This is a genomic window from Paenibacillus sp. FSL H8-0048 (genome assembly GCF_038002825.1).
Lineage (GTDB): Bacteria > Bacillota > Bacilli > Paenibacillales > Paenibacillaceae > Paenibacillus_AQ.
On record NZ_JBBODF010000001.1, the window covers coordinates 3,110,187 to 3,135,343 of the forward strand.

The window sequence follows — 25,157 nt, forward strand, 5'->3', positions numbered from 1 at the left end:
TTAGTGCCCTCCCTTTCTTCTCTTGCTCCATTCCATAAGCAGCAGCAGTCCTGCGGAGAATGCGGCCAGCACCAGTGCTATCCCGCCCGCAGCCGTAACATTGAAATTCTCGACATCCTGATAGACCAGTGTGGTGGCCGTCTGGGTCCGGTTCATAATATTGCCTGAGACGACGAGCACCGCACCGAACTCACCCAGAGAGCGGGCCACCGTCAGAATCACTCCATAGATGACCGCCCAGCGGATAGAAGGCCAGGTCACCTTCCAGAAGGTCGTCCAGCCATACGCGCCCAGTGTAGACGCAGCTTCCTCCTGCTGGGACCCGATCTCTTGCAGCACTGGCATCACCTCACGCACCATCAGCGGGAACGTCACGAACAGGGTCGCAATCACCATTCCCGGAAAAGCATACACAATCTTCACTCCGATTTGCTCAAACAACGCACCCAGCGCACTGTCCGGCCCGAGCAGCAGAACGATCATCAGCCCGCCGATCACCGGCGATACCGCATATGGCAGATCCACGATGCTGTTCAGCAGGCTTTTGAGACGCCGCCCCAGCCAGTTCGCCCGTACCAGATACAACGCCGTCATGATGCCAAACAGCGTATTGAGCAGCGTCACAACCACCACAACGTATCCGGTCATCAGCAGCGCATGCAGCGCCTCGGGCCGGGTTAGGGCGTTCCAGAAGCCGCTCCAGCCTTCGCTGAAGGCCCCCATTGTCATTCTGCCAAGCGGAGCTGCGATCAGGACGAAGAACACGAGATAAGTCAGTCCAATCCACAATCTTCTCATGATCTTCTCCCCCGCATCTGCATAAGGCTGATCAGCCAGAGAATCAGGAAGGATAAAGTCAGCAGAATGATCGACACCGCGGCGGCTCCCGCCGGATTATCACTTTCGACCTCTCCGAAAATATAAACGGAAGACACCAGCGTGCGCCCCGGAATATTGCCTGCCACGAGGACAACCGCACCGAATTCAGCGAGCGCCCGCGAGAAGGCCAGCATCCCGCCGCCGATCATGCCAGGTGCCATAGAGGGAAGAATGACCTGAAAGAAGACCCGGCCCGGCTTCGCTCCCATCGTATAGGCTGCCTCTTCTTCCGAAGCATCCAGCTCCTCCAGCAGCGGCTGGACTGCCCGGATGACGAAGGGAAAGGTGACGAAGACCATGGCAATCACAATGGCAGGCTGGTGGAAAACAATCGTGAAGCCCAGTGATTCCGCAAGGCCTCCGATCATGCTTCCCGGGCCCAGCAGCAGCAGAATCATTAATCCGCCAACCGCAGTAGGCAGAGCAAACGGGAGATCGACAAGGCTGTTCAGCAGCGCCCTGCCCCGGAACTTATACCGGATAAGGACCCAAGCGATCATCGTGCCCAGCAGCACATTCGCAAGAGCCGCAATGACCGCCAGCTTGAGTGTTAACAGGACCGATTTCCAGGCAATCGGATCGCTCACACTTTCAGTGAAGCTTCCGAGTCCGGATGAGAATGAATTGTAATAGACGCCGAGGATCGGCAGCACAATCAGTATGACAAAATACAGTACAACCGTTGATCTAAATCCCCAGGTCCAGCCCTTGTGCCTGATCAGCGAATTCAATGGTCAACCTCCCACCTCCGGATAACCGGTCGGTATACTCGACTTTAAGGCTTGATTATTCCTATTAATATACTTGGTTTAAAGTTATCCCTACTTTACCAAATACCGCTTACTGCCGTCAATTACTTTGTTAGTTTTTGGGTTAAAGTATAAGTAGCACTTGTTGCATTCAAATCAGAGAGGGGCTGTTCATGATGTTGCATACTATGGAGATCACCACCGGCATACGGGATGAAATGCGGGATATTACCCGCGAGGTTCAGGCTTATGTGAAGAATAGCGGAGTCCTTAACGGACTGCTGATTGTCTACTGCCCGCACACCACCGCAGGGATTGCGATTAACGAGAACGCCGATCCTGATGTGAAGCGCGATGTGTTGATGCGTCTGGATGAGGTCTATCCCTGGGAGCATCCCAAATACCGCCATGCGGAGGGCAATACGGCTTCCCACCTGAAGTCCATTACGGCCGGTCCTTCGCAGACCCTCATTATTCATGAAGGGGCTGTGCTGCTGGGCCGCTGGCAGGGCATCTATTTTTGCGAGTTCGACGGTCCAAGGCAACGCCAGTGCCACCTCAAAATTATGGAGGGCTAGCACTGCCTGCCCTTGTAGAAGAGCAGCAACGCATGAACCGCGAAGCTGCTCTCTATACAATTTATAGTTCCTGTAACACTTTCACCATGCAAAGTTATACCAATGCAACGCTCTAAAGTACAAGCTGTTAAAAAAAACAGCTTTTTATAAACTGCGGCTTAATACCTTGACATGTGTCAGAGCAACTTGCTTCACATCTTCGAACAATACTTTATCCTGAATATAATAGGAAATAAATCCGTGGGCAGATAAGAATAAGGTCAGCGGCACATTCTGCCAGTCCTCCGACACATATCCCTCTTCCTTCATATGACGGCGGACAATGCTTGCGAATAACTCAAAACATCGGCCCTGCTCTGCCCGGCAATAAGCCAGCAGCTCTTCGTCGCGGATCATGAACATGATCTCATACTGATACGGATGGTCCAGCCCGAACCGGATGAACTCCATAATCAGCTGCTCCACCCGGGTCATTCCCTCTTCAGGCGGAGTGGTCATAGCCTCATTCAGCAGCGAAGCCACATGATTGAAATCCTCAACTACAATGGCGTAGAAGAGTTCGGCCTTCTCTTTGAAATGGTAATACAGGGAGCCGTGGCTGTAACCCAGGTGCTGGCCAATGCTGCGCATCGAAATGGCACGGTACCCTTTGGTGATGAAAAGATGCCTCGCCGCCTCCAGAATTCTTTCTCTCGACAACTCCTGTTCCACTGCTCTTCTTGCCATAATCTATTCCCCTTCGCTGTAGTAAAGCCGCCGCCCTTCCGTAACGAGGGATTGCCCCTCCGTAAGATCGGTTATCCATGCGATAAATGCGTCACCTTCATCATTGCGCGGAAGACACAGCAGTGTAACTTTATCCGTAAACAAAGTCTCTCCGGTCTGAATATTCCGGCTCCGCAGTGCATTCTCCACCTTGCCCAGCCAAGTGTACTCGATTTCCACGAATACCTCCCGTCTCAGCACACGTGTAATGACCTCTCCGGCCGCAAGCGCCAGTACAGCGCCATCGGTATAGGCCCGAATCAGCCCGCCTGCACCCAGCATAATGCCTCCGAAATAACGGGTAACTACAATAGCGACATTCTTCACCTGTTGGCTGCGGATTACTTCCAAAATCGGTTTCCCGGCCGTACCACTCGGTTCCCCGTCATCCGACTGTCTCTGGATCTCATCCCTCTCCCCGATCATATAAGCAGAGCAGTTATGCGTAGCATTCCAGTGCTGCTTCTTGATCGAATCGATAAATTGCACAGCTTCTTCCTCGTTCTCCACCGGCATGACATGCCCGATGAAGCGTGATTTACGGATTACGACCTCCCGCGAGCCGGGGGTACGTACCGTCCGGTATTGTTCCAGCATTGTTGTCCATTCCTTACTCTACATGTGATGACTTGATATATATTAGGAGCAGCCCTGGTAGTGTTTACCTATGGACTGCTCCCTGATGACTTTTCTTACTATGAATGATCTGCGGTTAGAGTGGGACTATTCGGTAAGTCTGGCTTCCAGCTCTGCTTTTTCTTTCTCGTAGCCTGGTTTGCCCAGCAGTGCGAACATGTTCTTCTTGTAGGCCTCAACACCCGGCTGGTCGAACGGATTCACACCCAGCAGGTATCCGCTGATTCCGCAAGCCTTCTCGAAGAAGTACACCAGATAGCCGAAAGTATAAGGAGTCTGGTCAGGAATGGTAACGATCAGGTTCGGCACCTGTCCGTCGGTATGCGCCAGCATAGTTCCCTGGAACGCCTTCTTATTAACGAAGTCCATGGTCTGGCCAGTCAGGAAGTTAAGACCGTCCAGATCATCCGGATCATTCTCGATCGTTACATGGTGCTGTACCTTCTCCACTTGAATAACCGTCTCGAAGATGTTGCGGTTACCCTCCTGAATGAATTGGCCCATGGAGTGCAGGTCCGTCGAGAAGTCAACGGAGGAAGGATAGATTCCCTTGAAATCCTTGCCTTCGCTTTCGCCGTACAGCTGCTTCCACCATTCAGAGACAAAGTGCAGGGACGGCTCGTAGTTCACGAGGATTTCTGTCGTCTTGCCTTTGCGGTAGAGCGCGTTACGTACTGCAGCGTATTGATAGCTCTGGTTCGTAGCCACATCCGGATTGTTGAACTCATCGGCTGCGGCTGCGGCCCCCTGCATCATTTCTTCAATGTTAATTCCCGCTACGGCGATAGGCAGAAGGCCTACCGGTGTCAGTACGGAATAACGTCCGCCTACATCATCAGGGATAATGAACGACTCATAGCCTTCTTCGTTAGCCAGCTTCTTGAGTGCGCCCTTCTCCTTGTCTGTTGTAGCGTAGATCCGTTTGCGGGCTTCTTCCTTGCCGTATTTCTTCTCCAGTGCTGCACGGAAGATACGGAAAGCAATAGCCGGCTCGGTAGTTGTACCGGATTTGGAGATTACGTTCACGGAGAAGTCTTTGCCTTCTACCAGGTCAAGCAGATGCGTGATGTAGGTAGAGCTGATGTTATTACCGGCAAAATAAACCTCCGGTGTCTTGCGCTTGTCCTTGGACAGGTTATTGTAGAAAGAATGTGACAGCGCCTCAATAGCTGCGCGGGCTCCCAGATAAGAACCGCCGATCCCGATCACGATCAGAACTTCCGAATCACTCTGGATCTTCTTGGCAGCCTGCTGAATGCGGGCGAATTCTTCCTTGTCATACGCTGTAGGGAGATCGATCCAGCCCAGGTAATCGGAGCCGGCTCCGCTCTTGTTATGCAATTGTTCGTGGGCCAGCTTCACCGGAGCGGCGAAGTAGTCGATCTCGGTCTGGCTGAAGAAGGAAAGGGCTTTGGTGTAGTCAAAATTAATCTTCTTGGACATCGGTAATGGTAGCCTCCTGTTTATCTCTTTAGATTTGACACCGTGTGTTGCAACATTATAATCTAGAATACTTTAATTTGCCTTGACTGGCAAGGTCTTAAGGCATATCCCCGGCTTTCCGAACCCTGTTTATGAAAAAAACACTGAAAGCGGTTACCAAGCAGACAAGCATACCTGTTCTGTGGAACATGCTGTAACCTTCTGATAGAATGAAGGCAAACTTAGTTTCTATAAATATGATCTCAGGAGAGCAAAGGTGGAATTGAAATGAAGCACATCGGCTTTATCGGACTCGGAACAATGGGAGCACCTATGGCGTCGAACCTGCTGCGAAGCGGCTTTGAGGTTACGGTGTACAACCGTACAGCAGCGAAATGCAAACCTCTCGAACAGGAAGGCGCGAGGACAGCCGCCACACCGCAGGCAGCAGCGGAAGGCAAGGATGTTATTATCACCATGATCAGCAACGATGATTCGATCCGTGAAGTCTTCTATGGTGACCATGGCATTCTCGCTACCCTTCAGCCGGGAACAACTGTGATTGATTCCAGCACCATCTCCCCCGGACTCGCAAAAGAGATCGCTGCTGAAGTTGAAGCACGGGGCGGCAGCTTCCTTGATGCCCCTGTAACCGGCAGCAAGCCGGCAGCTATCGACGGCACACTGGTCTTCATGGTCGGCGGACATGCCGAAGTGATTGAGAAGCACCGGGATCTCTTCGACTCCATGGGCCGCCTGCTGCTGCATATGGGCGCTAACGGCAGCGGCGCTGTAGCCAAGCTGGCTCACAATGCCATGGTCGGCATTCACAATGTCGCACTCGCCGAGGGCTTCTCCATTGCAGTGAAGTCCGGAGTACCCGCAGACAAGTTCCTGGAGCTGGTGAAGAACGGCTCAGCAGGCAGCAAGCAAGCCGAGCTGAAGGGCCAGAAGATCATCGAAGGAGACTTCAGCAACCAATTCTCCTTAGCCCTCATGCTCAAGGATCTCAAGCTGGCGTCCTCGCTCAGTGATTCCACCGGCGTTCCTTCCCCTATGCTCGGCGTAGCCAAAAGCATGTTCCAGGCAGGCTTCAACCACGGCTTCGGCGACGAGGATCTGTCCGCTGTGGTCAAATCCTACGAGGACTGGATCGGGAAGAAGATCGGAGAAGGTAACTAATCTAACGGCGGCTTTTCCAGAATCTGTTTATGATGGTGTTACACACTATTGTAAACAGGGGAGGAAATTTCAATGCTAACCTTTGAACTGGCCCGGCCAGAAGATGCGGCCATGTTGGCGGATGTCCAAAAAAGAACCTTCGACGATGATGCCCGCTGTTATCAGGATAAGGAAGAGGATGGCCCTCCAGGCTATGATTCGGTGTCTTGGCAGATCAGGCAGATGCAGCAGAGCCATTATTACAAGCTCCTGAAGGATGGTGAAATTGTCGGCGGGATGATAATTTTCCCGTCATCTGCAGAAAAGGAATGTCATCTGGGCCGCATCTTTATCGATCCGCTCTGCCAGAATCAAGGCTTCGGGCATGAAGCTTTGCATTTCTTATTTGTACAGTACCCTACGGCCAAGCGCTGGACACTGGATACACCCTCGTGGGCCGTCCGGAATCATCACTTCTATGAGAAGCACGGCTTCATAAAGACCGGGGAGACCAAGGACACTGAGAGTAATGAGAGCATCTGGGAATATGAGCGGAGAAGTCCGCTGACAGAGGCAGGCCGTTAAGAGCAGAATTAGTCTATTAAGTGAACCAGCCTTTGCCTTGTGCCACACCTAAGAATGTGTTCGGTTTTCCGCATACATTCTGCCCGCATCCCATACAAAAGGTGCCTTGGAATTCCAGGGCACCTTTCTTTGCATTCATGGCAAGACCGCCTAATTAGGGTGTGGACGCAAAAATACCGGTGATTTCATCACCGGTACGAGTAGTTTATTTTACAGTACATATACAAAAAAACATACGTTTTCCTTGCGTTAACTATAAAATTAATATAGCACAGAAATGTCAACATAACAAGCATTTTTATGGAATATGAAGAAAATAAATGATTCTCCCCGTGTCAGCCGGGCAGCAAGGATCAAGAAGGCGCCCGAAGCGGCTGTCCCCCTCCCCTCCCCTGATGATATGATCTTCTGCGCGAAGGAGGCGACAGCTATGCAAATCAGATTGAGAAATATCCGCAAAAGCTTCAAGGTGTACAAACGGCCCGAAGGAAAATGGGGACTGCTGAGAGGAGCATTTATGCGGAATGTTACCCGGGTAGACGCGCTCGGCGGCATCAGCTTTGATATTGAAGAGGGTGAGCTGGTAGGTTACATTGGCCCGAACGGCGCCGGTAAATCCACCTCTGTCAAAGTGATGAGCGGCATCCTGACGCCGGACAGCGGAGAGTGTACCATCCTGGGCAAGGTTCCGTGGAAGCACCGCGTAGAGCATGTATCCCGGATCGGCGTCGTATTTGGCCAGCGCTCACAGTTATGGTGGGATGTTCCGGTGGCAGACTCTTTTGACGTGCTGAAGGATATTTATGCGATCCCCACAGGCGACTACCGCTTAAGACTATCTGAGTTATCGGCAACACTTGGTGTGGAAGCGCTTTTAAGGACCCCTGTGAGACAGCTTTCGCTCGGGCAGCGGATGCGCTGTGAGCTGGTGGCGGCACTGCTGCACCGGCCAAAGCTGCTCTTTTTGGATGAGCCAACCATCGGACTCGACGCGGTATCTAAGCTGGCGCTGCGCAATTTTCTGAAGGAAGAGAACCGGAAGTACGGGATTACGATGCTGCTGACCACACATGATATGGACGATATTGAGGCATTATGCCAGCGGGTCATGGTGATCGGGCACGGGCAACTGCTCTATGACGGGCAGCTCTCAGGCCTGCAGCAGAAATATGCGCCGGAGGTCGTCATGAAAGTGAACACGGATGCGATGATTGCGGCTATGTACAATGACTTAGCTTTGGGTTAAGCCCATCCACCCATCAGGAGGTGCACAATGAACTTTAGAAATACATGCCGGGCTTGCAGCTCCCTCTTCCGAATCCGCATGGCAGAGGGGCTCCAGTACCGGGTGTCCGCCATATCGGGCACGATGGTCAGTGTGTTCTGGGCGCTTATAGAATGTGTGCTGTTCACCGTGTTCTATACATACAGCGACAATGGCTCCTGGAACAATAACGGACTCAGTCTTCCTCAGGCCATATCCTATGTCTGGCTGGCCCAGGGTCTGTTTGTACTCCAGAGTATGAACATCGACAGCGAAATCATGGGCAAAATCAACAACGGCGACGTCGGTATCGAGCTGTGCCGGCCCATGAACCTGTACACCCACTGGTTTGTCAAAAGCTCGGCCGGTAAGCTAGGCACCAGTTGGATGCGGGGACTGTCCACCGTGCTCGCCGGTCTGCTGATGCCTGCCGGTTATGCCCTGGGCGGGCCGGCCTCCCTGCCGGCACTGTTCTGTTTTCTGCTGTCGGTAGTGATGGCGTTTGTGTTGTGCTCGGCCTTCGCTATGCTTGTGACTGCGATCCGGCTGAATATCACTTGGGGGGACGGACCGACCTATATGCTTCTACTGCTAAGCGGCATATTGTCCGGCACCTACCTTCCCCTGCGGCTCTGGCCTGATTTCATGCAGACCTTCCTGTACCTGCAGCCGTTTGGCGGATTCGCCGACATCCCTCTGCTGCTCTATATAGGAAGCGTGGCACCTGCCGGTGCACTTCCAGGCATAGGCTTGCAGATCCTCTGGAGCCTTATCTTTATCGCGGCGGGCCGGATGATCATGAAACGCAGACTGCACAGCATTATCGTCCAGGGAGGGTGAGAGTAACATATGCTTGCTGAAGGTAAAATTTATTGCAAATACTTGCGGATGCATCTGCTGTCCGGTATGGAATATAAGGGCTGGTGGCTGATGCTGATTCAGGTGCTTACCGTAGTAGTCACTGATCCCATCGCCACCGTGTTGTTGTTCTCCCGCTTTGGTAATGTAGGCGAATGGACTGTTGCCCATATCATTCTGGTCTACTCGCTGGCGGTTGCCTCCTTCGGACTTGCCGAGAGTCTATGCCGCGGTTTTGATTATTTCCCTTGGCATTTGTTGCGCTCCGGCGATTTCGACCGGCTGCTGCTCCGTCCACGATCCCTGTTCGTCCAGGTCGCCGCTTCCAGATTCCATCTGCACCGGCTGGTCCGGCCGTTTACAGGGATCTGTGCGGCGGGCTGGGCGCTGGGAGAGCTCGGCGTTCCGCTGACGCCCGGCAGGCTCGGCATTCTGGCGATGGCGCTGGCCGGAGGCTGTCTGATGTACTGCGGTGTATTCGTGCTAACCTCAGGGATTGCTTTTTTCACTATCAAAGGGCTGGACTGGATTTATCTGCTAACCAATGCCAGCTACCAGATTACCCGCTGCCCGGAGCCCTATATGCCGCGGATGCTAAAATCCGTATTCAGCTTCATGCTCCCCATGCTGTTCATCAGCTTCTATCCGGCGGCCACCGTCTGCGGCTGGGATTACCCCCGATGGCTGGGCTTCCTCTCGCTTCCCTCCGGAGCTGCCTTTCTCGGAGTGTCTCTGCTGGTCTGGCGCATAGGCGTGAGGCATTACAAAAGCACTGGGAGCTGACAAAATAAAAATGCAAAAAAAGCACCCATTGCGTGAACGCCCAGGCACAGCCGGATATATCGGCTGTGCCTCTGTGTTGCAGTAACGCACTAGTGAAGGATTACAGAGTACCCTCAGCAGCCTCAGGCTGCTCTTCCCCGGTTAGTCCGCTATCTGTTGGGGGAACGGATTCCGCTGCCTTCTCGGGCCAGCTAATCGTTACTTTACGCCCGTCAATCCACCAGTTCCCGCCCGGAGCAGAAGCCCTTAGCCAGGTCCCATATCTTCCCGATACCGCTACAGTCTGCGGATCAAGGAAGGTCACTTTCGGTGAGTAAGCATCCGGGTATTGATAGGCCGGTATACGATTGCTCCAGCCGGCATTCGCCGAGATCTCCTCAATTACAGTGAGCTTTCCGGGAGATGGATGAATCCATCCCAGCCCCTCCGCTGCCTGAACCTGATACCAGTCACCCTTCCGGACAATAACATGAAGCTGTTGCGGTTGAATACGTGTACCTCCAGCAGAAGCCCCTACTTTCGGGTACAGTTCTGTTTCAGCCAGCAGACTCATAGATTCTTGAAGATACTGTGCCTTCTGCTTAGTCAGCCACAACGAATAGGATTGTCTGGCAGAATATAAGCCAACCGCCTTATTCTCGGACCAGATGCCGTCAAACTGTTTCAAGGGAACGCTGCCCTCCCCCGCATAGCTTGCAATCTCAATGGTGAATCCCGGACGGCGGTACTCCTGGATGAACCAATCCTTAAATCCGCCACCCGAAGGATTCTTCTCAGGAGCTACGAGAGAATATCCGGTCAGACCGGCAAGCGATCTGGCTATCGCCTTGTCCCGGTTCAAACTGCTGTTAATCGTATTGAAGTGCCAAAAAATAATCTCCCCCGAGCTATGATAGGATATAGTCACCTCCGGATCAATCCGCTCTGTGAAATTCATCATCATCTGCACTTCCGCAGCCTCCCCCGGCTTCTTTCCCTTATAATTCTGATACCAGGGGTATGAGCTGGCATTCTTTATGCCTTTCCAGTTCGCCGGATATTGACGGTTTAGGTCAAGGCCTTGCATGTTCGCTTTCCAGCGGTTGAAATTGCTGCTGTTCCCATTATACTGACGCAGCATTTGAGCCACATCTGCTGACAGTCCTGCTGTACCCTGCTGGGACAGGGTAACCCCATCCGGATTGACCATCGGTACGAACCAGATACTGACTTCATCCAGTAAACTTCGCACGTGATGACCGCCTATCGTCTCATTGTGATCATAGGCCTGAGCGTACGTATCGATCATTTTCATCAGCAGACTGCTGGTCATCCATTCTCTGGCATGGTGGGAGCCGTTAAGGAATAGCGCGGATTCTCCCCGCCCGAGCTTCACTGCCCACAGCTGCCGCCCATATGCCGTCGCTCCCAGCGATTCAGAGGATACCAGATCAGGGTATTGCGCCACCAGCCTCTCAATATCCCTTTGCATAATAGTATAGGAATAGACCTGATTTGGATTCACTATATTTGCCGATGCATAGGTCATTCTTGCAGGTACAAATAACAGCAATAATAGTATTAAACAACCGAACCAAAACAACGTAAGCTTATGTATTTCCTTGCAAAATCCTGACTTTCCCAACCTCTCATCTCCTCTATCATTCCTAGCAGAATGTGCCAGTTCCCCAAATGGATAGTGGAAGTATATGAGAATATACCTATTTCGTCAATAATAGATTAAATATCTCCATCTTTTGTCGAATTGTGTATTTTAGCTCAAGCGTGTTATAGAATGCTATTCCATCTGCAAAAAATCCCCCGGCAGCCAAAGCTGCCAGGGGATTCCTGTGTTCCAATACTTTTTTTATACAATCGGGTAAGAACAGCAATAATCAGTTAATGCGAATACTTCCAGGGCAAATTTGGAGTTGCCGGGAACATGGAAGGTCTCCGCTCCCTCAATGTCCTTCCACACCTCAGTGCCGGGAAGCAGCACCTTGAGCTTGCCGGAGAGAATCTCCATCGTCTCGGGGCCATCTGTGCCGAATTCGTATACGCCAGGCAGCATAATGCCGAGTGTCACCTTAGTGCCGTCTTCCAGAGTAACTGTACGGCTGGTCACTTTTCCGTCGTAATAAATATTGGCTGCTTTTTGAATTGTCGCGTTAGTAAACTGACTCATCTGCTCATTCTCCCCTTTGTTCATAGATCCTTAGATCCGTCTATTATAGCAGCGCTTTTACGCGGCTGACTACATTTTCTACAGTGAAGCCGTATTCTCTGATTACAGTGTCGCCAGGGGCGGAAGCGCCAAAGGTAGTGATTCCCAGAATGTCGCCCTGATCGCCTGTATAACGTTCCCAGCCGAAGGTTTGTGCCATTTCAATGGCCAGACGGGCTTTCACCTCAGGCAGAATAACGGAATCGCGGTATGCTTTATCCTGCTTCTCGAACAGATCCCAGCTTGGCAAGCTGATTACGCGAACATCAATGCCTTCTTCGGCAAGTGCAGCCTGAGCCTTAACTGCCAGCTGTACTTCAGAGCCAGTAGCAATAATCTGTGCCTGCGGAGTACCGTTCTTGGAATCAGATACCACATAGCCGCCGCGTTTGATGTTATCGCGCACACCGTCTACGGTTCCAGCCAGGATCGGCAGGTTCTGACGGGTCAGTACCAGTGCTACCGGATTAGCGGTGTTCTCCATGGCGTATGCCCAAGCTGCAGAAGTCTCGTTGGCATCAGCCGGACGAATAACTGTCAGACCTGGAATGATACGCAGGGAAGCAAGCTGTTCAATCGGCTCATGGGTAGGACCGTCTTCACCGACAGCGATACTGTCATGAGTAAGCACATAGGTTACCGGCAGCTTCATGATGGAAGCCAGACGGACAGCCGGACGCAGGTAATCTGTGAATACGAAGAACGTACCGCCGAATACCTTAAGACCGGTGTGCAGGGCAATTCCGTTCATAGCTGCAGCCATTCCGAATTCACGTACGCCGAAGTAGATGTTACGGCCGTCATAGGATTCGGAGGTGAATTGGGACAGACCGTTCAAGTGCGTCATGGTCGAGCTCTCCAGATCGGCAGAACCCCCAACCAGCTGCGGGATACCGCCAGTCAATCCGTTCAGTGCATTACCGGAAGCCACACGGGTAGATACCGCCTTGTCTTCTGCTTTGTAGAATGGCAGATTGGCATCCCAGCCTGCAGGAAGCTCACCGCTTAGTGCAGTTTCGAGCTGTGCAGCAAGCTCAGGATATGCTTTTTTGTAGGCTGCAAATTTCTCGTCCCATGCTTTGTTAGCAGCGATCCCTTTGGCCTTCACTTCAGCAAAGCTGGCACGGACTTCATCCGGTACATAGAAATCTTCTTCATATACCCATTTGTAGTATTCCTTTGTCAGCTTCGTTTCATCAGCACCCAGCGGGGAGCCGTGAGTACCGCCGTGTCCGCCTTTACCTTGCTTGTTCGGGCTGCCGTAGCCGATGACAGTCTTCACTTCAATCAGTGTAGGTTTGCTGCTGTCTGCTTGAGCCTCTTCAAGAGCCTTAGCCAGTGCAGGAAGATCATTACCGTCTTCTACGCGCAGAACCTGCCAGCCGTAAGCTTCAAAACGCTTAGCAACATTCTCGGAGAATGCAAGGTTCAGCTTGCCGTCAAGGGAGATATCATTCGAATCGTACATTACAATCAGCTTGCCCAGCTTCAGGTGTCCGGCAAGTGAAGCAGACTCGGAAGAGATCCCTTCCATCAAATCGCCGTCGCCGCAGATGGCGTAGGTATAGTGGTCAATCACGTTATGTTCATCTTTATTGTAAGTGGCACCCAGCTGTGCTTCAGCCATTGCCATACCTACAGCCATACCGATACCTTGTCCAAGCGGACCAGTTGTTGCATCTACTCCGGCAGTGTGGCCGACTTCCGGATGTCCCGGAGTTAAGCTGCCCCATTGGCGGAACTGCTTCAATTCTTCCATAGGCAGATCATAGCCGCTGAGATGCAGCAAGCTATAGAGGAGCATGGAGCCATGTCCGGCAGACAACACAAAACGGTCACGGTTGACCCAAGTCGGGTGGTCCGGGTTATGATTCATCGTCTTGGCGAACAATTGGTATCCCATAGGAGCGGAGCCCATCGGCATACCTGGATGTCCTGAATTTGCTTTTTCAATGGCATCAATGGCAAGTGTACGGATTGTAGTGATGGCCAGGTTGTCCACCGTTGAGTTTTCTTCTTTATGAATGGCTTGATCTTTTGCTTGTTCAGTCATTACAATAATCCTCCTCGAATCAAGAATGTCATTTTGACTATTATTGTATCACGGAAGTGGAAGCATTTCCAATTGTTTTTGCTGTAGCTTATATTTAGCGGCTTCTGCCGGGTCTATACACTCTTAAGCCAGATTTCCGGCGCCACTTGAAGATACAAGACAGGAATACAGGGACTTAGCCTTAAGTCTAGTTTCTAATTAAGACTAAAGTTTGTTTTACAAAGCGGATATATACAGTAAGATGGAAGTACCTCAGCGGAATTTTAGCCGGATTATCCATAATTTCCAGCAGAAAGGAAGTCGGAAGATGACTGCAAACAGAGATATTTATATTGTGCTGACCGGAACAGGCACGGCCTTCAGCGGAATTATCAAATGGTTCACCAAAGCGGAGCTGAATCATGCCTCAATTGCTTTTGACAGTGAACTGCGCGAGGTCTACAGCTTCGGCCGGAAAAAAGTGTACAACCCTTTTATCGCCGGGCTGATCCATGAGAACTTCATCCATCCGTTCTATAGCAGTGCTGACTGTGCCATCTACCAGCTTAGAGTCAGTGAGGAAGAGTATGACACTATGTATAACCATGTCCAGGGTATGATGCAGAATCAGGCGCGCTATAAATATCACCTGCTCGGTCTGGTCGGTGTGCTGCTGAACATACGGATTGACCGGGAGAACGCCTATTTCTGTTCCCAGTTCGTCGCCTCTGTATTTGAGGAAACAGCTGTTCATCCGGTAGCCAAGCCCTCCTGCTTCGTAACTCCGGAGGATTTCGCGTTATCCTTGAATGCCCACAAAATATTCAGCGGCAAACTCTCCTACTATATGCACCGGAGTCATTCTGCGGCCCACCGAGGTTCCAGTCTACATAACCCCCAAGCTGTTGATCAGGCAGAATATACAGCCACAAGACTGCGGCTGCATGAAGAACGGGCCGAGGGAATCGTCTGAACGATCACCCTCCGTCCGCTTGATGCCTAGTAAAACATAAAATTATGGCAGGAAGCATAAGTCACAAGGTTTGGTTCCCCGCGCTATTTTACACGATGGCTCTGATAATATTCTGTCCAATCTCCGAGAATCGTTACTGCCACTGTATCCACCTTGGTCTGATACTCATTGGTAGCAGTGAAGGTAAAAGTAACCGGACCATCCGGCAGCTGCTCGAACGAGGGATCGGCCAGCTCACCTGTCCACATGGTCTTATCGCTCCCGGCCGGACTCAGCGCAGCCGTGTATCCTCCAGTCATTGTGACTTGCACGGTATCCGGCAGTCCGGTAGCTGTCCCCTGCAGCACGAATTTCTCGCCAGCCCAATAGACATTATACCCCCGCGGACTTTCAGGCGAGCCGCTGTGCTTCATATTGTATGCCTGCCGGTTGCCGTTCCACTCCTCTGTATGCTGAACAGCCCCCTTGATGCTAAGCAGGTTAACCATCATGAATTTCTTAGGAGAGACCTTACTCCATTCAAAGCCGTCATAGGCTTCTACTTCCACGCCATACCTTACGTTCTCTATGAGCCTGCCAGCCGGCACCTGCCACTGCTTATTGCTGGAATACTGTTCGCCTGAGCCGATAATCTGGCCACTCGTCAGATCGATGATCCGAACCTTGAAGCGTTGCTGCTGATCGCCGTCTTCGTCTTGGTAATCCCATTTGATAACTGGCGTAAGGGTGCTCACAATGGTTGGACTGGTGTACACAGTACTCGCCGGGTAAGTGATGTTCACCACAGGGAGCCGGTTTACTACCGTAATATTGTGAATAAGTTCCCGGTACAGCCCCAGGGAATCTGTGACAACCTGCCGCAGGGCGAAGGTTCCGTTAGAAGTGAACTGCTTGGTAAAGTTGCTTTGTGTATTGAAGAGTGCCTCCGCCCCACCTGCCGGTTTCATGAAATACTGATGGCTTATGGTGTCCCCCTTCGGAATATCTGCATCCGTTGCCGTACTTTGGATGTTCAGAACATCAGTCCGGTAGATCGGTACCTTCGCCGCATCTTTTCCGGTATCCGTAATGAGGGTGAATCCCGGCTTAGGCGGATTGTCGATGATAAAGACTTTTTCGTTGGAGATTTCAGACCACTTCCGTTTGGAGAATGCGCGCCCTTGAACTGTGTAGAGCAGGAATCGGTCCAGCGATTGATCCGGTAACTGATACTGGCGTACTGAGCCTGAACTGTCGGCGTTCTCTACCGTTTTGGCTAACAGCTTGTCCTTTGTAAAGAACTCCAGCCGGTAGCTCTCCTGCGGATCATTCTCCGGGTCGGAGTAGGTCCACTTGATCAGCGGATCTCCTTCTTTTTCGGCATCGATAATCGTAGGGTTGTTCACCGTCCCGGCAGGATACGTAAGGGTCAGGTTAGGAGCCAGGTTTTCTTTAACCGCCACCTTAAGTGTGGCTATATTCGACTTGTCTCCAATCTGGTCCACGGCCCAATGCTCCAGCGTGTAGGTTCCCAGTTCATCAAAGTTAAGTGAGATACTCGGAGTCTGGAAAAGTGTGATCTTATGATCGCTTCCCGTTACCCGCCAGTAATACTTCAAGCTGCCCTGATCCGCTATATCTTCATCCGCATCGGAGGAAGTGAAGATACGATTATCGTACTGATTGACCGCTGCCGGACCGTTGATTGCCGCTATCGGGATATGGTTTTTGACGCTGAACATCTGGGTGGCATAGGAATAAAGGCTTCCATCTGTCACATTGAGCCGCATTTCCCAGCCGTCAGAGATGGCTTTTTGCGCAGAAATCCCATAATCATTGAGTACGTCCTGCACCCTGAATACCTGATTGCGGTTGCTCCCCCGCCAGTAATAGGGATCATTATTAAGCTTGGTATACCAGCCATATTGCAGGTTATCTCCGTCTTCATCCGGATCGGGGGTCAGGTTATTCAAGCTGATGACCGTATCCCTATAGACCTCATTAGGCATCGTAAAGCTGGCCGCTGGCGGATGATTGATGACCTGCACGGTCTGGCTGTACACATTCGACCAGAGTCCGCGGTTATCGCGAACCTGCAGATTCAGCTGGTAAGATCCCACGCCGAAGGCCGCGATATTCGGGGGTACAGCTGCACCGCCCGAATGACTCCACACCTGCTGCCAGCCGTCTTTTATAACCGTCCAGGAATACACTTCGAGCGGATCATTATCCGGGTCAAAGGACTTATCAATAACAGTGGTTGCCTTACGGTAAGAGACATTAGTCGGATTCACTGTGAATAGAGCAACCGGGGGCAGGTTGGCCGCACTGCCCACACTCTGCTGCATCCAATCACTCCAGACCCCGAAGCCGCTAGGCCCGTCGATGTCCCGCACACGCAGCCGGATCTCATATGCAGCCGCAGATGGAAGCTGCGCCGGTGGCTGTCCTTCAGTCCAGACCTCATCCCCCGCCTTGCGCCATTGCCACTGCCAGGTCACCAGCCCCTTAGCAGGACTCGACATATGGTCCAGATCATAAGAGCTGTCTGTGAGATGCAGCGTACCGCCGATCAGCTTCGCTGAGAATAAGGCAACCGGCTTCCGATGGATCATGAACGTCATACTGGATAAGTTATCCCGGCTCCACATACGGTAATTGTCAAACCGGTCATCGCCCTTCGGATTATCCTTCGCTTGAAAGGTAGCCGTGTAAGCGCCGCTGAAGGGAAATGACGGATACTTGCTATCCCGCCACAACCCGCTGTCCCAGATCATCCCCATGGAGTTATCAAAAATAGCCGGGTCCTGATCATAGCGGTACCGCTCTGCATATTTGCCGTCATTCTCATAGTCGGTATACGTTGTGCTGATATCAATCGGGCTGTTAATAAGGAAGAAGGCTTTGTTCCTCAGCCGGTTGGTCACACTAAAGGAAGTGGAGGCTTCCGCCTTCAGATTGAACGGATCCACTACCTTCACATTGACGTTGTACCATCCAGGCGGGATTCCCTCATTCAACACATCGATAGGAATGGTGAAATTTTTCGCAGATCCTGTATTTGCTATGGTGATTTTCTTGTAGAACACGTTCGGGATCTCGGCAATGACATCCACCGTGTCGTTATCCGGGTCTTGCACGTATCCTTCAAGATTATATGTACTCAGGCCAGTGTCGTTGATAATATTCTGTCCCGGCTGAGAGGTTAGGGTGAGATTAGGTTTCTTGTTGGTCGATAACGGAAAGACCCGTTCATCGCTAACAGTATAAGTGTGGAAATATTGATATGTGCCTGAATCTTTCGATACGTCTGCTACCCAGTAAAATTCAGAGAACGATTGCAAAAACTGAATAGAATTAGGCGTCTTTCCTGGAGTCAAGTAGACTGAAAATGAACTAGGTAACTCATCATATATTGAATAATAATAATCATCAAAGTAAATCCGTTTTTCATATAACCCCGGAGTAGTATACCGGGTCGAGTCAAAATAGGGCGGGTTATTTTCACTATCAAGAAAAGACCCTTCTCCTGCTGATGCTATGGAACCCCTACTACCATCTGGATAGCCTACTGTCGTGCTGGTAGAGAATCCGGTGGTAAGACCATGCTTCCATCTCGATTCCCGATCTTGTTCTTTGGGGTAAAAGGGTATTTGTTCACGCGTAAGACTCCATAATGTTGGAGTTTGGAGATTGCTCATGTTAATGTGAAGTACCCCAGTGATTTTATTGAATGTCATACCTGTTAAATCAATAGCCGGTATATCAACCCGCATTGAAGATGCATACCAGTTCCTGTCTCCTGCAAATGATGGAGGGCGTGAGGCAATTAACTGCCTTGCCGGAATATGTACATCATTAAATTCAATAATCTCTCCCGCAGCCGCTGCCTGTTCAGTACTAATCCCCATCCAAGAAAACCAGGGGAGCATAGTGACCATTAAAATTAATATCGTAATTCGCTTTATCAGACTCAGACTTTTCATGCGGTTATCCTCTCTTCTACCATGACCAATCGACTGCCGGAGCACGGTTGTACACTTCAATGACTCGTTCAGCTATCGGCTGCGGCGGCGAACTGCTATAGGAGTCTCTAGATTTCCGGTCGGCTGGAGTAATAAACTCTTCAATGGTTGGCTGATCGAACTCCTCGGTTACTGTAAGGCGCACTTCATATCTCCCCACACTGCTCAACTGCAAATTAAAGGCTGTTTTGTTCTCGTTGCTGAATATCACCCAAGCTTCATCCGCAAAATTTCCATCGTTATTAGAATCGTATCTGTACTCCCAAATACGGCGATCCAGAAAATCATAATCCGGAGAGAAGGACATATCCGTAAGCGCAGCGCTGGCTATATTGCCTTGATTAGGATCTCTATAAATCTTATTGGGAACCGAGATATACACAACAGGCGGTTCATCGGCAACAATCTGAAAAATCATGCTTGTGGAGTCGCCAAATCCGGCAGTGTTAGTTACTGTAAGGGTGGCCTTGTATGTCCCAGGTTTCTTAAACAATACTTCTTTGGAGTTCATCCCTGAGAGATTTCCCAGGTATTTAATATCTGCGGCAGTGCCGCCGGAAACAGGTGAAATCGTCCACTGCGTCTTGGTCTCATCAATAGGGTAATGCTCCGGGCTTCGGCTCTTACTCAATAGTGTTACTTTCCTGTTTTCTTTTTTTGTCCCCTTTACATCAATGACCGCTTTAGGGATGGGTTGGATGACATTAATTTTGGCGCTGGTTGAACCGGTCAGTCCTCCGTTATCAGTTACGGTTAGGCGTACGGAATGCTGGCCGAGAGCACTTAGCGGATACCAAGTCCAGCCGAAGGGACCACTAACCGGCTCCACAGCTCCAGGGGTATTGTACTTATAATCTACAATCGTTCCGTCTGGATCATATGAATCTTTACCATAGATCAAGGTTTCTTCCCCTGCCATGACCTCTTCAGGTACATCGAGTACAGCTTTAGGCGGCTTATTGTTATTGGCTGGCGGTGGTGTTGCAGGGATAGGAGAATCTGAGACTTCTACGGTTGCCTTCATTGTTTTGGACAGTGAGGATATGGTCCCCCCTGACGACACTATCGGCTTGGTGAAGCGAACGGTCACCGTGAGGGTGTACTCCTGCTTTACATTGCTGCCCCGGCTCTTTGGGATGACAAAGTTATCAAAGGTCTGTGTGCTGTTCAGAACCTTGCCGTAATCCTTCTTAATCTTCACATCATTAGAGCCAGTCTCCTTCGCATAAAATATCCATTCCTCGATGTTAGATGAATTATCGTAAGCCAAAAGGTCTCCCTTGACTCTCAAGGATACCTCCGTGTCCTTCCCCTCAAACTTCGCCGGGTTGGGCGAAGGCTTGAGGATGCTTACTCCGCCGTCTAGGGTGGGTTCGGTGATGGGCGTGTAGTTGAAGGATACGCTGCCGCTGTAGCTGTAGGTTGGGACTTTGGCATCGGCGGTGTAGTAGTAGGCAGCTCGAACTTCATATTTCCTTCCCTGTGCATGACCTACGAGGGGGTGAGAAGCATCTGCATCTTGGTATGAATATTTTTGCTCCACAGTTTCACCAGCTGAATTTACAAAATACGGAATAGCATAATTAACAATAATCCTATTATTCTTAAATTTGGTCTCCTTTAGCGTAGTTGAGGAATTTACGTAATCAAAGTGCGGTGTAATCGTATTACCTATTATATATTTCAAATCTATAACATTGTATTGTGATCCGTTATACCATTTCACATAATCAATCGACTGAAACGGCGCAGCAGAAACCACCGTTCTGGGAGGTTGAGAGGATGGATTTGAATAATCTTCAGCAGGCTTATCATAAGTCTTCATTCCATCAGTTGCTTCATTGTACTCATTAATTTGCCAACGTCTTCCATCAGAATATCTCCAAATAGAGTTACTAGGATTTGCAATATAATATTCCTTCCAAGAAGCGCGAAATCCAGTCAAATTATTTATTATTTTCGGATTTGATACACCATTTAATTTTAAATTTATTTTCCCATTCTCAAGAGTAATTCCCCCAACAAGTGTATTGCTACCTGTATATTTTAAAGTGCTGCTATTAATAGAAGCAGCTGTTACCCCACTTGGTAAATCAAGAATATACAGCTTAGCCGTATATTCTTCTCCAATAAGACCTGTGTTAATGGGGATGGAGATAGTAGCAGTTTTTGATTCTGCTGCTTCTACAAGTCTAATCTGAATTAAAGGAGTTGTAAGGATAGTTAAGACCAACAAAGAACAAAATAACTTCTTCATTCTGGAACCACAAACTTTTCAACAACTTTTTTTCCATAAAACATACGAAGAACAAAAAAATTAAAATCATCAGCATAGACGTAGCCAAGATATGAGGTAATCTTCTCACCTGGCTTTAGATTATAACTCCACAATGCTTCTGCACTATTTGTTTTTGCAGCATATTTTCTTGGCCAAATCGGATCAGTAACTGTACCACTTTTAAACCTCAACGGAACAATTCTTTCAATATCAGATCCACTACCGATTAATGTTTTACCAGTTTTATTTTCTAAAGTTACCTTTGTCCATATAAAGTATTTTGGGCTATCAATGATATCTGTAGAGTTTTGAAACCCATACAACTTCTGTAATTTCTTAACCTCCGGAGACTTAAAATCATAAATCATAATCTTATGAAGTGTATAACTAAGTCCTTCCGACTCAAGTGTAACTGGTAGGTCCATTGCCTTCTTCAGTCCGAATTTAGCCAAATTGTCTGTCATCACCGGAGCCGCCGTAGCCTTCACCCCCGAAGCACTAACATCCCCCGCTGAACCAACAGCCGGACCGGCCAACAAGGCCACTGCCAGAAAAGCTTTTACTGCGGTTTTCCCCGCTATTGTCTTGCTAATCTTCAACTTTGTCATAATTAATCTCTCCCTTAGTTTTCATAGTTTTGCACCTTCATCAAACGCATCAGCTGGATGCTTTATTGATTCATTCTATATTCCTGAACTGCCGGTACCGTGATGGCCTCTTGAACCTTGCTTCTGGAGATCAGCACCGGGTGCTGCGTTTGAATAACGGCGATGACCGAAGGACCTTGTATGTATTTGGTGATACCGTAAACACTGTCCTCATAGAGCAGCGGAAAAGTATCGCCTGTGGATTCATCCACGATGTCGAACTTGACGATCTTCACTTGAGCCTGAAGCCGGCTCCCCGCTAAGGGGGATAAACCGTCATCCAGTCCCAGATTACTCTGCAAGGTATGGCGGAAGGCGGCATAAGCCTCAGCGGGATCAATGACCAGACGGCCTTGGGCCCTCGCTGCTTCGTTCAACTCCTGTGATGCGTCATGGACGGCCATATTATTGGCATCCTTAAGCATGCTGCGCATGATGTCCCATTCCTGATTCTGAATCTGAAAAAACCAGGAATAAATAAAGATCAACAGGACAAAGGCCAGCTTAATAATATAATCCATAGGTTAGCTTCATCCCTTAATTAATCGAGATATTCACTCATGATCGAGCCATGTCCATAATACTGTGTCGGCTGGGATACGCCGGAGAAATTGTAGGGAAACAGGTTCACCCGCGGCGCAGTCACATATACATCAATCCGCTGTTTGCGCTCAAGGACCACTTCTGTTCCGCTGGTGATCTTAATCGAGCCTTCGGGAAATCCTACAGCCTTCAGGTTCGAAATGACCTCAGCCTTCATGGAGGCAGTGACCATCCCTTCTGTCGCCGCCTTTTGCGTAATATACGAGGTGTTGGCTTTGACCTGCAGATCGAGCAGATAATCGATGTACGTAAAAATCGGCTGCAAAATAATGAACAGCACCAGCCACATGAACAAAGCCCGGAGGACGGTTGCCTTCAAGCGCAGCGCCTCCTTTTAATACTTCTCGACAGCTTTGACATGGGTGATAATATCATCCTGGCTGCCGCCTATGATGCTTGTAGCCCCAGCGATAAAAATCCCGGCAATCACAAAGCCAATAGCCAGAAACAGCGCGACGGAAATCGAGTCCTTCTTCATCCCGGTTAAACCAAAGGGCCAGCAATTGTGTACGTTACTGCCGCTTCCACAGAAGCTGCGGGCTGAACCATACTAACCTTCGGGATTTCAGGTCTGTTGTCATCCGCCTTATCGATTACGTCCCGTACTACAGGAATCAATACAGCAATTACGATAGCCACACACAGGAACCCGATAGCGATAAACAAGCCAGTAGAAATAGCATCTTTTTTCATTGTTAATATCTCCCTTTTGATTGTATATTTTAAAATGCTTCTTGAATATAACAAAAATTTCACTTCATGCTTTGTCTTGCTGCCAACCTGCCTGAAGTGCTCATTGGAACATCCCTACACCGTTAAAATTCCCCTTGATCAGCATAATGTACTGCATCGCCAGCGAAACAATCATCAGAAAGGTAGCGATTGACGGAATAACATTGATGATTGTGGACATGTCTCCGATAAAAGACCACTTCTTCAGATATTGGTCACTTGAGATTTTGGTGATAATTTTACCCTGCTCCTGCAGATACTTCGCTGCTTCATGGTCATCATCCATCCCCTCTGTCGCCAGCAGAATCGAGCGGATATCATTGATAAACATGTGGTTCTCGGGGAATTTGCTGCAAAACCATTCAATGGCCCGCTCCGTGCCCTCATCCACCGCCCGCTCCGAAAGCTCATACAGATCCTGGCGGATGTAGCTGAAATGGTTGGCCGTCCCGGCGCAGAAGGCTCCAAATTCCACATACCCCCGCTTGCGCAGTCTGTTGTTCTCATAGAGGCGGATGAAGGAGATCAGCTCCCCGTCTTTTTGAATCAGCGTCTTCTGATGCAGCCAGCTCAGCACCCAGCCGAACGGCAGCACCCGCTGCGGACTGGTAATTACGAGAATCAGCAGCGCAATCAGTGGATCGTATATGGACACTCTCTCTGAGCGCACGAAATCTCCCGTTGCCTGAACCAGAATATAGAGGAAGGCCGCCGAATATCGGAATAATGTGATTTTGGCTGCGGATATAGAGAGTCCGCTCTGGTGGAGCAATTGCTGCAGCCGTTCATTTTGCACACGTTCCCCGAACGCCTTCCACTGCTGGCCCAAACGGAGCACATACCGCTGCTGACGGCTGCTGCTGCTGACAAAGACCAATAAGGCAAGATACACAATACCTGTTACAGCTATCAAAAGTAGTAATCTATCCATCATTCATCACCTTAATGGTAGTCCAGTCTGGGTCTGGCGAGGATGGTGCTGATCATGAACGAGATGAATAGGCCCGTAAGGATCACCATCATAAATGTAAGTCCAATCGTTGTCTCGAACTGCAATTTGAAATACACATCCGGCTTCAGCATGTACATGAACGTTCCCACAGAAGACACCAGTACAATCAGATTACCGTACAGCCCCAGGCTGATCGCATCCCTGCTGCTGGCCTTTACCGTAAGAATGGTCTCCCGTTGCAGCTCCATGGAGCGGTTAAGCGTCATGAGTGAGCTTTTGAGATAACGGGTGCCCTCCTTCTCGCAATAGAGCAGATCGGATACGAATTCTACGGCAAACGTCGTGCCAATCGCTCCGGCAAAACGCCCGGCTTCCTCATTCAGCTCCCGTTCATTGCTATAGCCGGCGAATGCTGCCCCCAGCAGCTTCAAGGGCGTCTTCAGCACATTCTCCACCGGCAGCAAGTCACTGGTCTTGGACAAAATGGAATCCGCAGATAAATGCGTGAATTTGGTGGCGATTTTGATCACATCGAGCAGATCGTAGCTCCCCCGCACCTTGCGCTGGGCATAGGTATATCTCATCCGCAGATAAGGAATACAGGCCGAGAGAACCGCCAGGAACAAGGGAAGCCGCCAGGCATTCGCCACAGGTGCGCCGTCATTCAACACTATGCCTTCCAGAAAAGGATTGCTGAAGCTCATCTGCCCCGGCAGCTCTTTAAGAGTCAGCAGACTCGACAGGAATACCCCGAGGAACAGCAGCCCCGAACGGGTGACGAAGCGCAGCACACTGATGCCCGGCTCATATCGCTTATGGGCAAAATACAGCAGATCATCCAGATGGCGGTACAGCCACATTTTCCTCTTCGTGCTACTGACCTTCTGGCCGAACAGACTCATCCTCAGGTTCATCCGCAGATCCAGCTTTTGCCCCCACTGCCATAGATGCCGCTCAATCAGCGGCTTGACCAGCAGCCACAGTCCGCCTGCAACGAACAGGTGAAGCACAAACTGGATGATATAGAACAGCAGCTCCACAGGCACTCCCTCC

24 protein-coding genes are annotated in these 25,157 nt (G+C 50.1%); 7 read left to right on the forward strand and 17 right to left on the reverse strand.

Features of this window, described 5'->3' with window-relative positions; translation table 11 throughout:
- The gene (locus tag NSU18_RS13105) at nt 1-798 is read right to left on the reverse strand and encodes a sulfate ABC transporter permease subunit (RefSeq protein ID WP_076082476.1); all 798 of its coding nucleotides are present in this window, start codon (nt 796-798) and stop codon (nt 1-3) included.
- Nucleotides 795-1,610, reverse strand: a complete 816-nt coding sequence (cysT, locus tag NSU18_RS13110; protein WP_341019260.1) for a sulfate ABC transporter permease subunit CysT — start codon at nt 1,608-1,610, stop codon at nt 795-797. The genes NSU18_RS13105 and cysT overlap by 4 nt, the downstream gene beginning before the upstream one ends.
- Before the next feature lie 194 nt (nt 1,611-1,804).
- On the opposite strand from cysT, the gene NSU18_RS13115 reads away from it, so the two are divergent.
- Complete coding sequence (locus tag NSU18_RS13115) at nt 1,805-2,206, forward strand: secondary thiamine-phosphate synthase enzyme YjbQ (RefSeq protein ID WP_341023119.1); 402 nt, start codon at nt 1,805-1,807, stop codon at nt 2,204-2,206.
- Nucleotides 2,207-2,350: 144 nt separating this feature from the next.
- Here the strand turns inward: NSU18_RS13115 and NSU18_RS13120 are convergent, their stop codons facing one another.
- From NSU18_RS13120 to NSU18_RS13130, 3 genes are all read right to left on the reverse strand, one after another.
- Nucleotides 2,351-2,932, reverse strand: a complete 582-nt coding sequence (locus NSU18_RS13120; protein ID WP_341019259.1) for a TetR/AcrR family transcriptional regulator — start codon at nt 2,930-2,932, stop codon at nt 2,351-2,353.
- A 3-nt stretch (nt 2,933-2,935) separates the two neighbouring features.
- Nucleotides 2,936-3,568, reverse strand: a complete 633-nt coding sequence (locus tag NSU18_RS13125; protein WP_341019258.1) for a YigZ family protein — start codon at nt 3,566-3,568, stop codon at nt 2,936-2,938.
- A 126-nt stretch (nt 3,569-3,694) separates the two neighbouring features.
- On the reverse strand, nt 3,695-5,050 hold the full coding sequence (locus NSU18_RS13130) for a glucose-6-phosphate isomerase (RefSeq protein WP_036700477.1): 1,356 nt from the start codon (nt 5,048-5,050) through the stop codon (nt 3,695-3,697).
- 261 nt (nt 5,051-5,311) lie between these two features.
- Between NSU18_RS13130 and NSU18_RS13135 the strand changes: the two genes are divergently transcribed.
- From NSU18_RS13135 to NSU18_RS13155, 5 genes are all read left to right on the forward strand, one after another.
- A complete protein-coding gene (locus NSU18_RS13135; protein WP_341023117.1) occupies nt 5,312-6,211 on the forward strand; it encodes an NAD(P)-dependent oxidoreductase in 900 nt (299 codons plus the stop codon).
- 72 nt (nt 6,212-6,283) lie between these two features.
- On the forward strand, nt 6,284-6,775 hold the full coding sequence (locus tag NSU18_RS13140; protein ID WP_341149217.1) for a GNAT family N-acetyltransferase: 492 nt from the start codon (nt 6,284-6,286) through the stop codon (nt 6,773-6,775).
- Nucleotides 6,776-7,205: 430 nt separating this feature from the next.
- Nucleotides 7,206-8,021 (forward strand): ABC transporter ATP-binding protein, encoded by an 816-nt coding sequence (locus NSU18_RS13145; RefSeq protein ID WP_341149218.1) that lies wholly within the window; start codon nt 7,206-7,208, stop codon nt 8,019-8,021.
- A 27-nt stretch (nt 8,022-8,048) separates the two neighbouring features.
- Nucleotides 8,049-8,879, forward strand: a complete 831-nt coding sequence (locus NSU18_RS13150) for an ABC transporter permease (protein WP_341149219.1) — start codon at nt 8,049-8,051, stop codon at nt 8,877-8,879.
- Nucleotides 8,880-8,927: 48 nt separating this feature from the next.
- Nucleotides 8,928-9,680: an ABC transporter permease gene (locus NSU18_RS13155; RefSeq protein WP_341019253.1), complete on the forward strand. Its 753-nt coding sequence runs from the start codon at nt 8,928-8,930 to the stop codon at nt 9,678-9,680.
- A 100-nt stretch (nt 9,681-9,780) separates the two neighbouring features.
- Here NSU18_RS13155 and NSU18_RS13160 read toward each other — a convergent pair whose 3' ends face one another.
- From NSU18_RS13160 to tkt, 3 genes are all read right to left on the reverse strand, one after another.
- Nucleotides 9,781-11,151, reverse strand: coding sequence for a M14 family metallocarboxypeptidase (locus tag NSU18_RS13160; protein WP_341149220.1), 1,371 nt, complete (start codon nt 11,149-11,151; stop codon nt 9,781-9,783).
- A gap of 375 nt (nt 11,152-11,526) precedes the next feature.
- The gene (ppnP, locus tag NSU18_RS13165; RefSeq protein ID WP_341019252.1) at nt 11,527-11,844 is read right to left on the reverse strand and encodes a pyrimidine/purine nucleoside phosphorylase; all 318 of its coding nucleotides are present in this window, start codon (nt 11,842-11,844) and stop codon (nt 11,527-11,529) included.
- A 43-nt stretch (nt 11,845-11,887) separates the two neighbouring features.
- Nucleotides 11,888-13,936 (reverse strand): transketolase, encoded by a 2,049-nt coding sequence (tkt, locus tag NSU18_RS13170; RefSeq protein WP_036727551.1) that lies wholly within the window; start codon nt 13,934-13,936, stop codon nt 11,888-11,890.
- A gap of 307 nt (nt 13,937-14,243) precedes the next feature.
- Between tkt and NSU18_RS13175 the strand changes: the two genes are divergently transcribed.
- Entirely contained in the window at nt 14,244-14,888 is a 645-nt protein-coding gene (locus tag NSU18_RS13175; protein ID WP_341019251.1) for a hypothetical protein, read from the forward strand.
- 83 nt (nt 14,889-14,971) lie between these two features.
- Here NSU18_RS13175 and NSU18_RS13180 read toward each other — a convergent pair whose 3' ends face one another.
- From NSU18_RS13180 to NSU18_RS13220, 9 genes are all read right to left on the reverse strand, one after another.
- On the reverse strand, nt 14,972-18,247 hold the full coding sequence (locus tag NSU18_RS13180) for a hypothetical protein (protein ID WP_341149221.1): 3,276 nt from the start codon (nt 18,245-18,247) through the stop codon (nt 14,972-14,974).
- Nucleotides 18,248-18,869: 622 nt separating this feature from the next.
- Nucleotides 18,870-21,149, reverse strand: coding sequence for a hypothetical protein (locus tag NSU18_RS13185; RefSeq protein WP_341149222.1), 2,280 nt, complete (start codon nt 21,147-21,149; stop codon nt 18,870-18,872).
- Nucleotides 21,146-21,778, reverse strand: coding sequence for a hypothetical protein (locus NSU18_RS13190; protein ID WP_341149223.1), 633 nt, complete (start codon nt 21,776-21,778; stop codon nt 21,146-21,148). The genes NSU18_RS13185 and NSU18_RS13190 overlap by 4 nt, the downstream gene beginning before the upstream one ends.
- 62 nt (nt 21,779-21,840) lie before the next feature.
- The gene (locus NSU18_RS13195) at nt 21,841-22,338 is read right to left on the reverse strand and encodes a hypothetical protein (protein WP_341019243.1); all 498 of its coding nucleotides are present in this window, start codon (nt 22,336-22,338) and stop codon (nt 21,841-21,843) included.
- A 20-nt stretch (nt 22,339-22,358) separates the two neighbouring features.
- Nucleotides 22,359-22,739, reverse strand: coding sequence for a hypothetical protein (locus NSU18_RS13200; RefSeq protein ID WP_341149224.1), 381 nt, complete (start codon nt 22,737-22,739; stop codon nt 22,359-22,361).
- A 15-nt stretch (nt 22,740-22,754) separates the two neighbouring features.
- Nucleotides 22,755-22,898, reverse strand: coding sequence for a hypothetical protein (locus NSU18_RS13205; RefSeq protein ID WP_155991580.1), 144 nt, complete (start codon nt 22,896-22,898; stop codon nt 22,755-22,757).
- Between the two features lie 5 nt (nt 22,899-22,903).
- A complete protein-coding gene (locus NSU18_RS13210; protein WP_341019239.1) occupies nt 22,904-23,113 on the reverse strand; it encodes a hypothetical protein in 210 nt (69 codons plus the stop codon).
- Nucleotides 23,114-23,213: 100 nt separating this feature from the next.
- Entirely contained in the window at nt 23,214-24,083 is an 870-nt protein-coding gene (locus NSU18_RS13215; RefSeq protein WP_341149225.1) for a hypothetical protein, read from the reverse strand.
- An 11-nt stretch (nt 24,084-24,094) separates the two neighbouring features.
- On the reverse strand, nt 24,095-25,144 hold the full coding sequence (locus NSU18_RS13220; RefSeq protein ID WP_341149226.1) for a hypothetical protein: 1,050 nt from the start codon (nt 25,142-25,144) through the stop codon (nt 24,095-24,097).
- Nucleotides 25,145-25,157: the final 13 nt, after the last annotated feature.

Excerpts from the sequence above, each read along its gene's own strand:
- NSU18_RS13105 (WP_076082476.1), bottom strand. The coding sequence starts at position 798 with ATGAGAAGATTGTGGATTGGACTGACTTATCTCGTGTTCTTCGTCCTG.
- NSU18_RS13115 (WP_341023119.1), top strand. The coding sequence starts at position 1,805 with ATGTTGCATACTATGGAGATCACCACCGGCATACGGGATGAAATGCGG.
- NSU18_RS13120 (WP_341019259.1), bottom strand. The coding sequence starts at position 2,932 with ATGGCAAGAAGAGCAGTGGAACAGGAGTTGTCGAGAGAAAGAATTCTG.
- NSU18_RS13125 (WP_341019258.1), bottom strand. The coding sequence starts at position 3,568 with ATGCTGGAACAATACCGGACGGTACGTACCCCCGGCTCGCGGGAGGTC.
- NSU18_RS13130 (WP_036700477.1), bottom strand. The coding sequence starts at position 5,050 with ATGTCCAAGAAGATTAATTTTGACTACACCAAAGCCCTTTCCTTCTTC.
- NSU18_RS13140 (WP_341149217.1), top strand. The coding sequence starts at position 6,284 with ATGCTAACCTTTGAACTGGCCCGGCCAGAAGATGCGGCCATGTTGGCG.
- NSU18_RS13145 (WP_341149218.1), top strand. The coding sequence starts at position 7,206 with ATGCAAATCAGATTGAGAAATATCCGCAAAAGCTTCAAGGTGTACAAA.
- NSU18_RS13150 (WP_341149219.1), top strand. The coding sequence starts at position 8,049 with ATGAACTTTAGAAATACATGCCGGGCTTGCAGCTCCCTCTTCCGAATC.
- NSU18_RS13155 (WP_341019253.1), top strand. The coding sequence starts at position 8,928 with ATGCATCTGCTGTCCGGTATGGAATATAAGGGCTGGTGGCTGATGCTG.
- NSU18_RS13160 (WP_341149220.1), bottom strand. The coding sequence starts at position 11,151 with ATGCAAAGGGATATTGAGAGGCTGGTGGCGCAATACCCTGATCTGGTA.
- ppnP (WP_341019252.1), bottom strand. The coding sequence starts at position 11,844 with ATGAGTCAGTTTACTAACGCGACAATTCAAAAAGCAGCCAATATTTAT.
- tkt (WP_036727551.1), bottom strand. The coding sequence starts at position 13,936 with ATGACTGAACAAGCAAAAGATCAAGCCATTCATAAAGAAGAAAACTCA.
- NSU18_RS13175 (WP_341019251.1), top strand. The coding sequence starts at position 14,244 with ATGACTGCAAACAGAGATATTTATATTGTGCTGACCGGAACAGGCACG.
- NSU18_RS13185 (WP_341149222.1), bottom strand. The coding sequence starts at position 21,149 with ATGAAGAAGTTATTTTGTTCTTTGTTGGTCTTAACTATCCTTACAACT.
- NSU18_RS13190 (WP_341149223.1), bottom strand. The coding sequence starts at position 21,778 with ATGACAAAGTTGAAGATTAGCAAGACAATAGCGGGGAAAACCGCAGTA.
- NSU18_RS13195 (WP_341019243.1), bottom strand. The coding sequence starts at position 22,338 with ATGGATTATATTATTAAGCTGGCCTTTGTCCTGTTGATCTTTATTTAT.
- NSU18_RS13205 (WP_155991580.1), bottom strand. The coding sequence starts at position 22,898 with ATGAAGAAGGACTCGATTTCCGTCGCGCTGTTTCTGGCTATTGGCTTT.
- NSU18_RS13210 (WP_341019239.1), bottom strand. The coding sequence starts at position 23,113 with ATGAAAAAAGATGCTATTTCTACTGGCTTGTTTATCGCTATCGGGTTC.
- NSU18_RS13215 (WP_341149225.1), bottom strand. The coding sequence starts at position 24,083 with ATGGATAGATTACTACTTTTGATAGCTGTAACAGGTATTGTGTATCTT.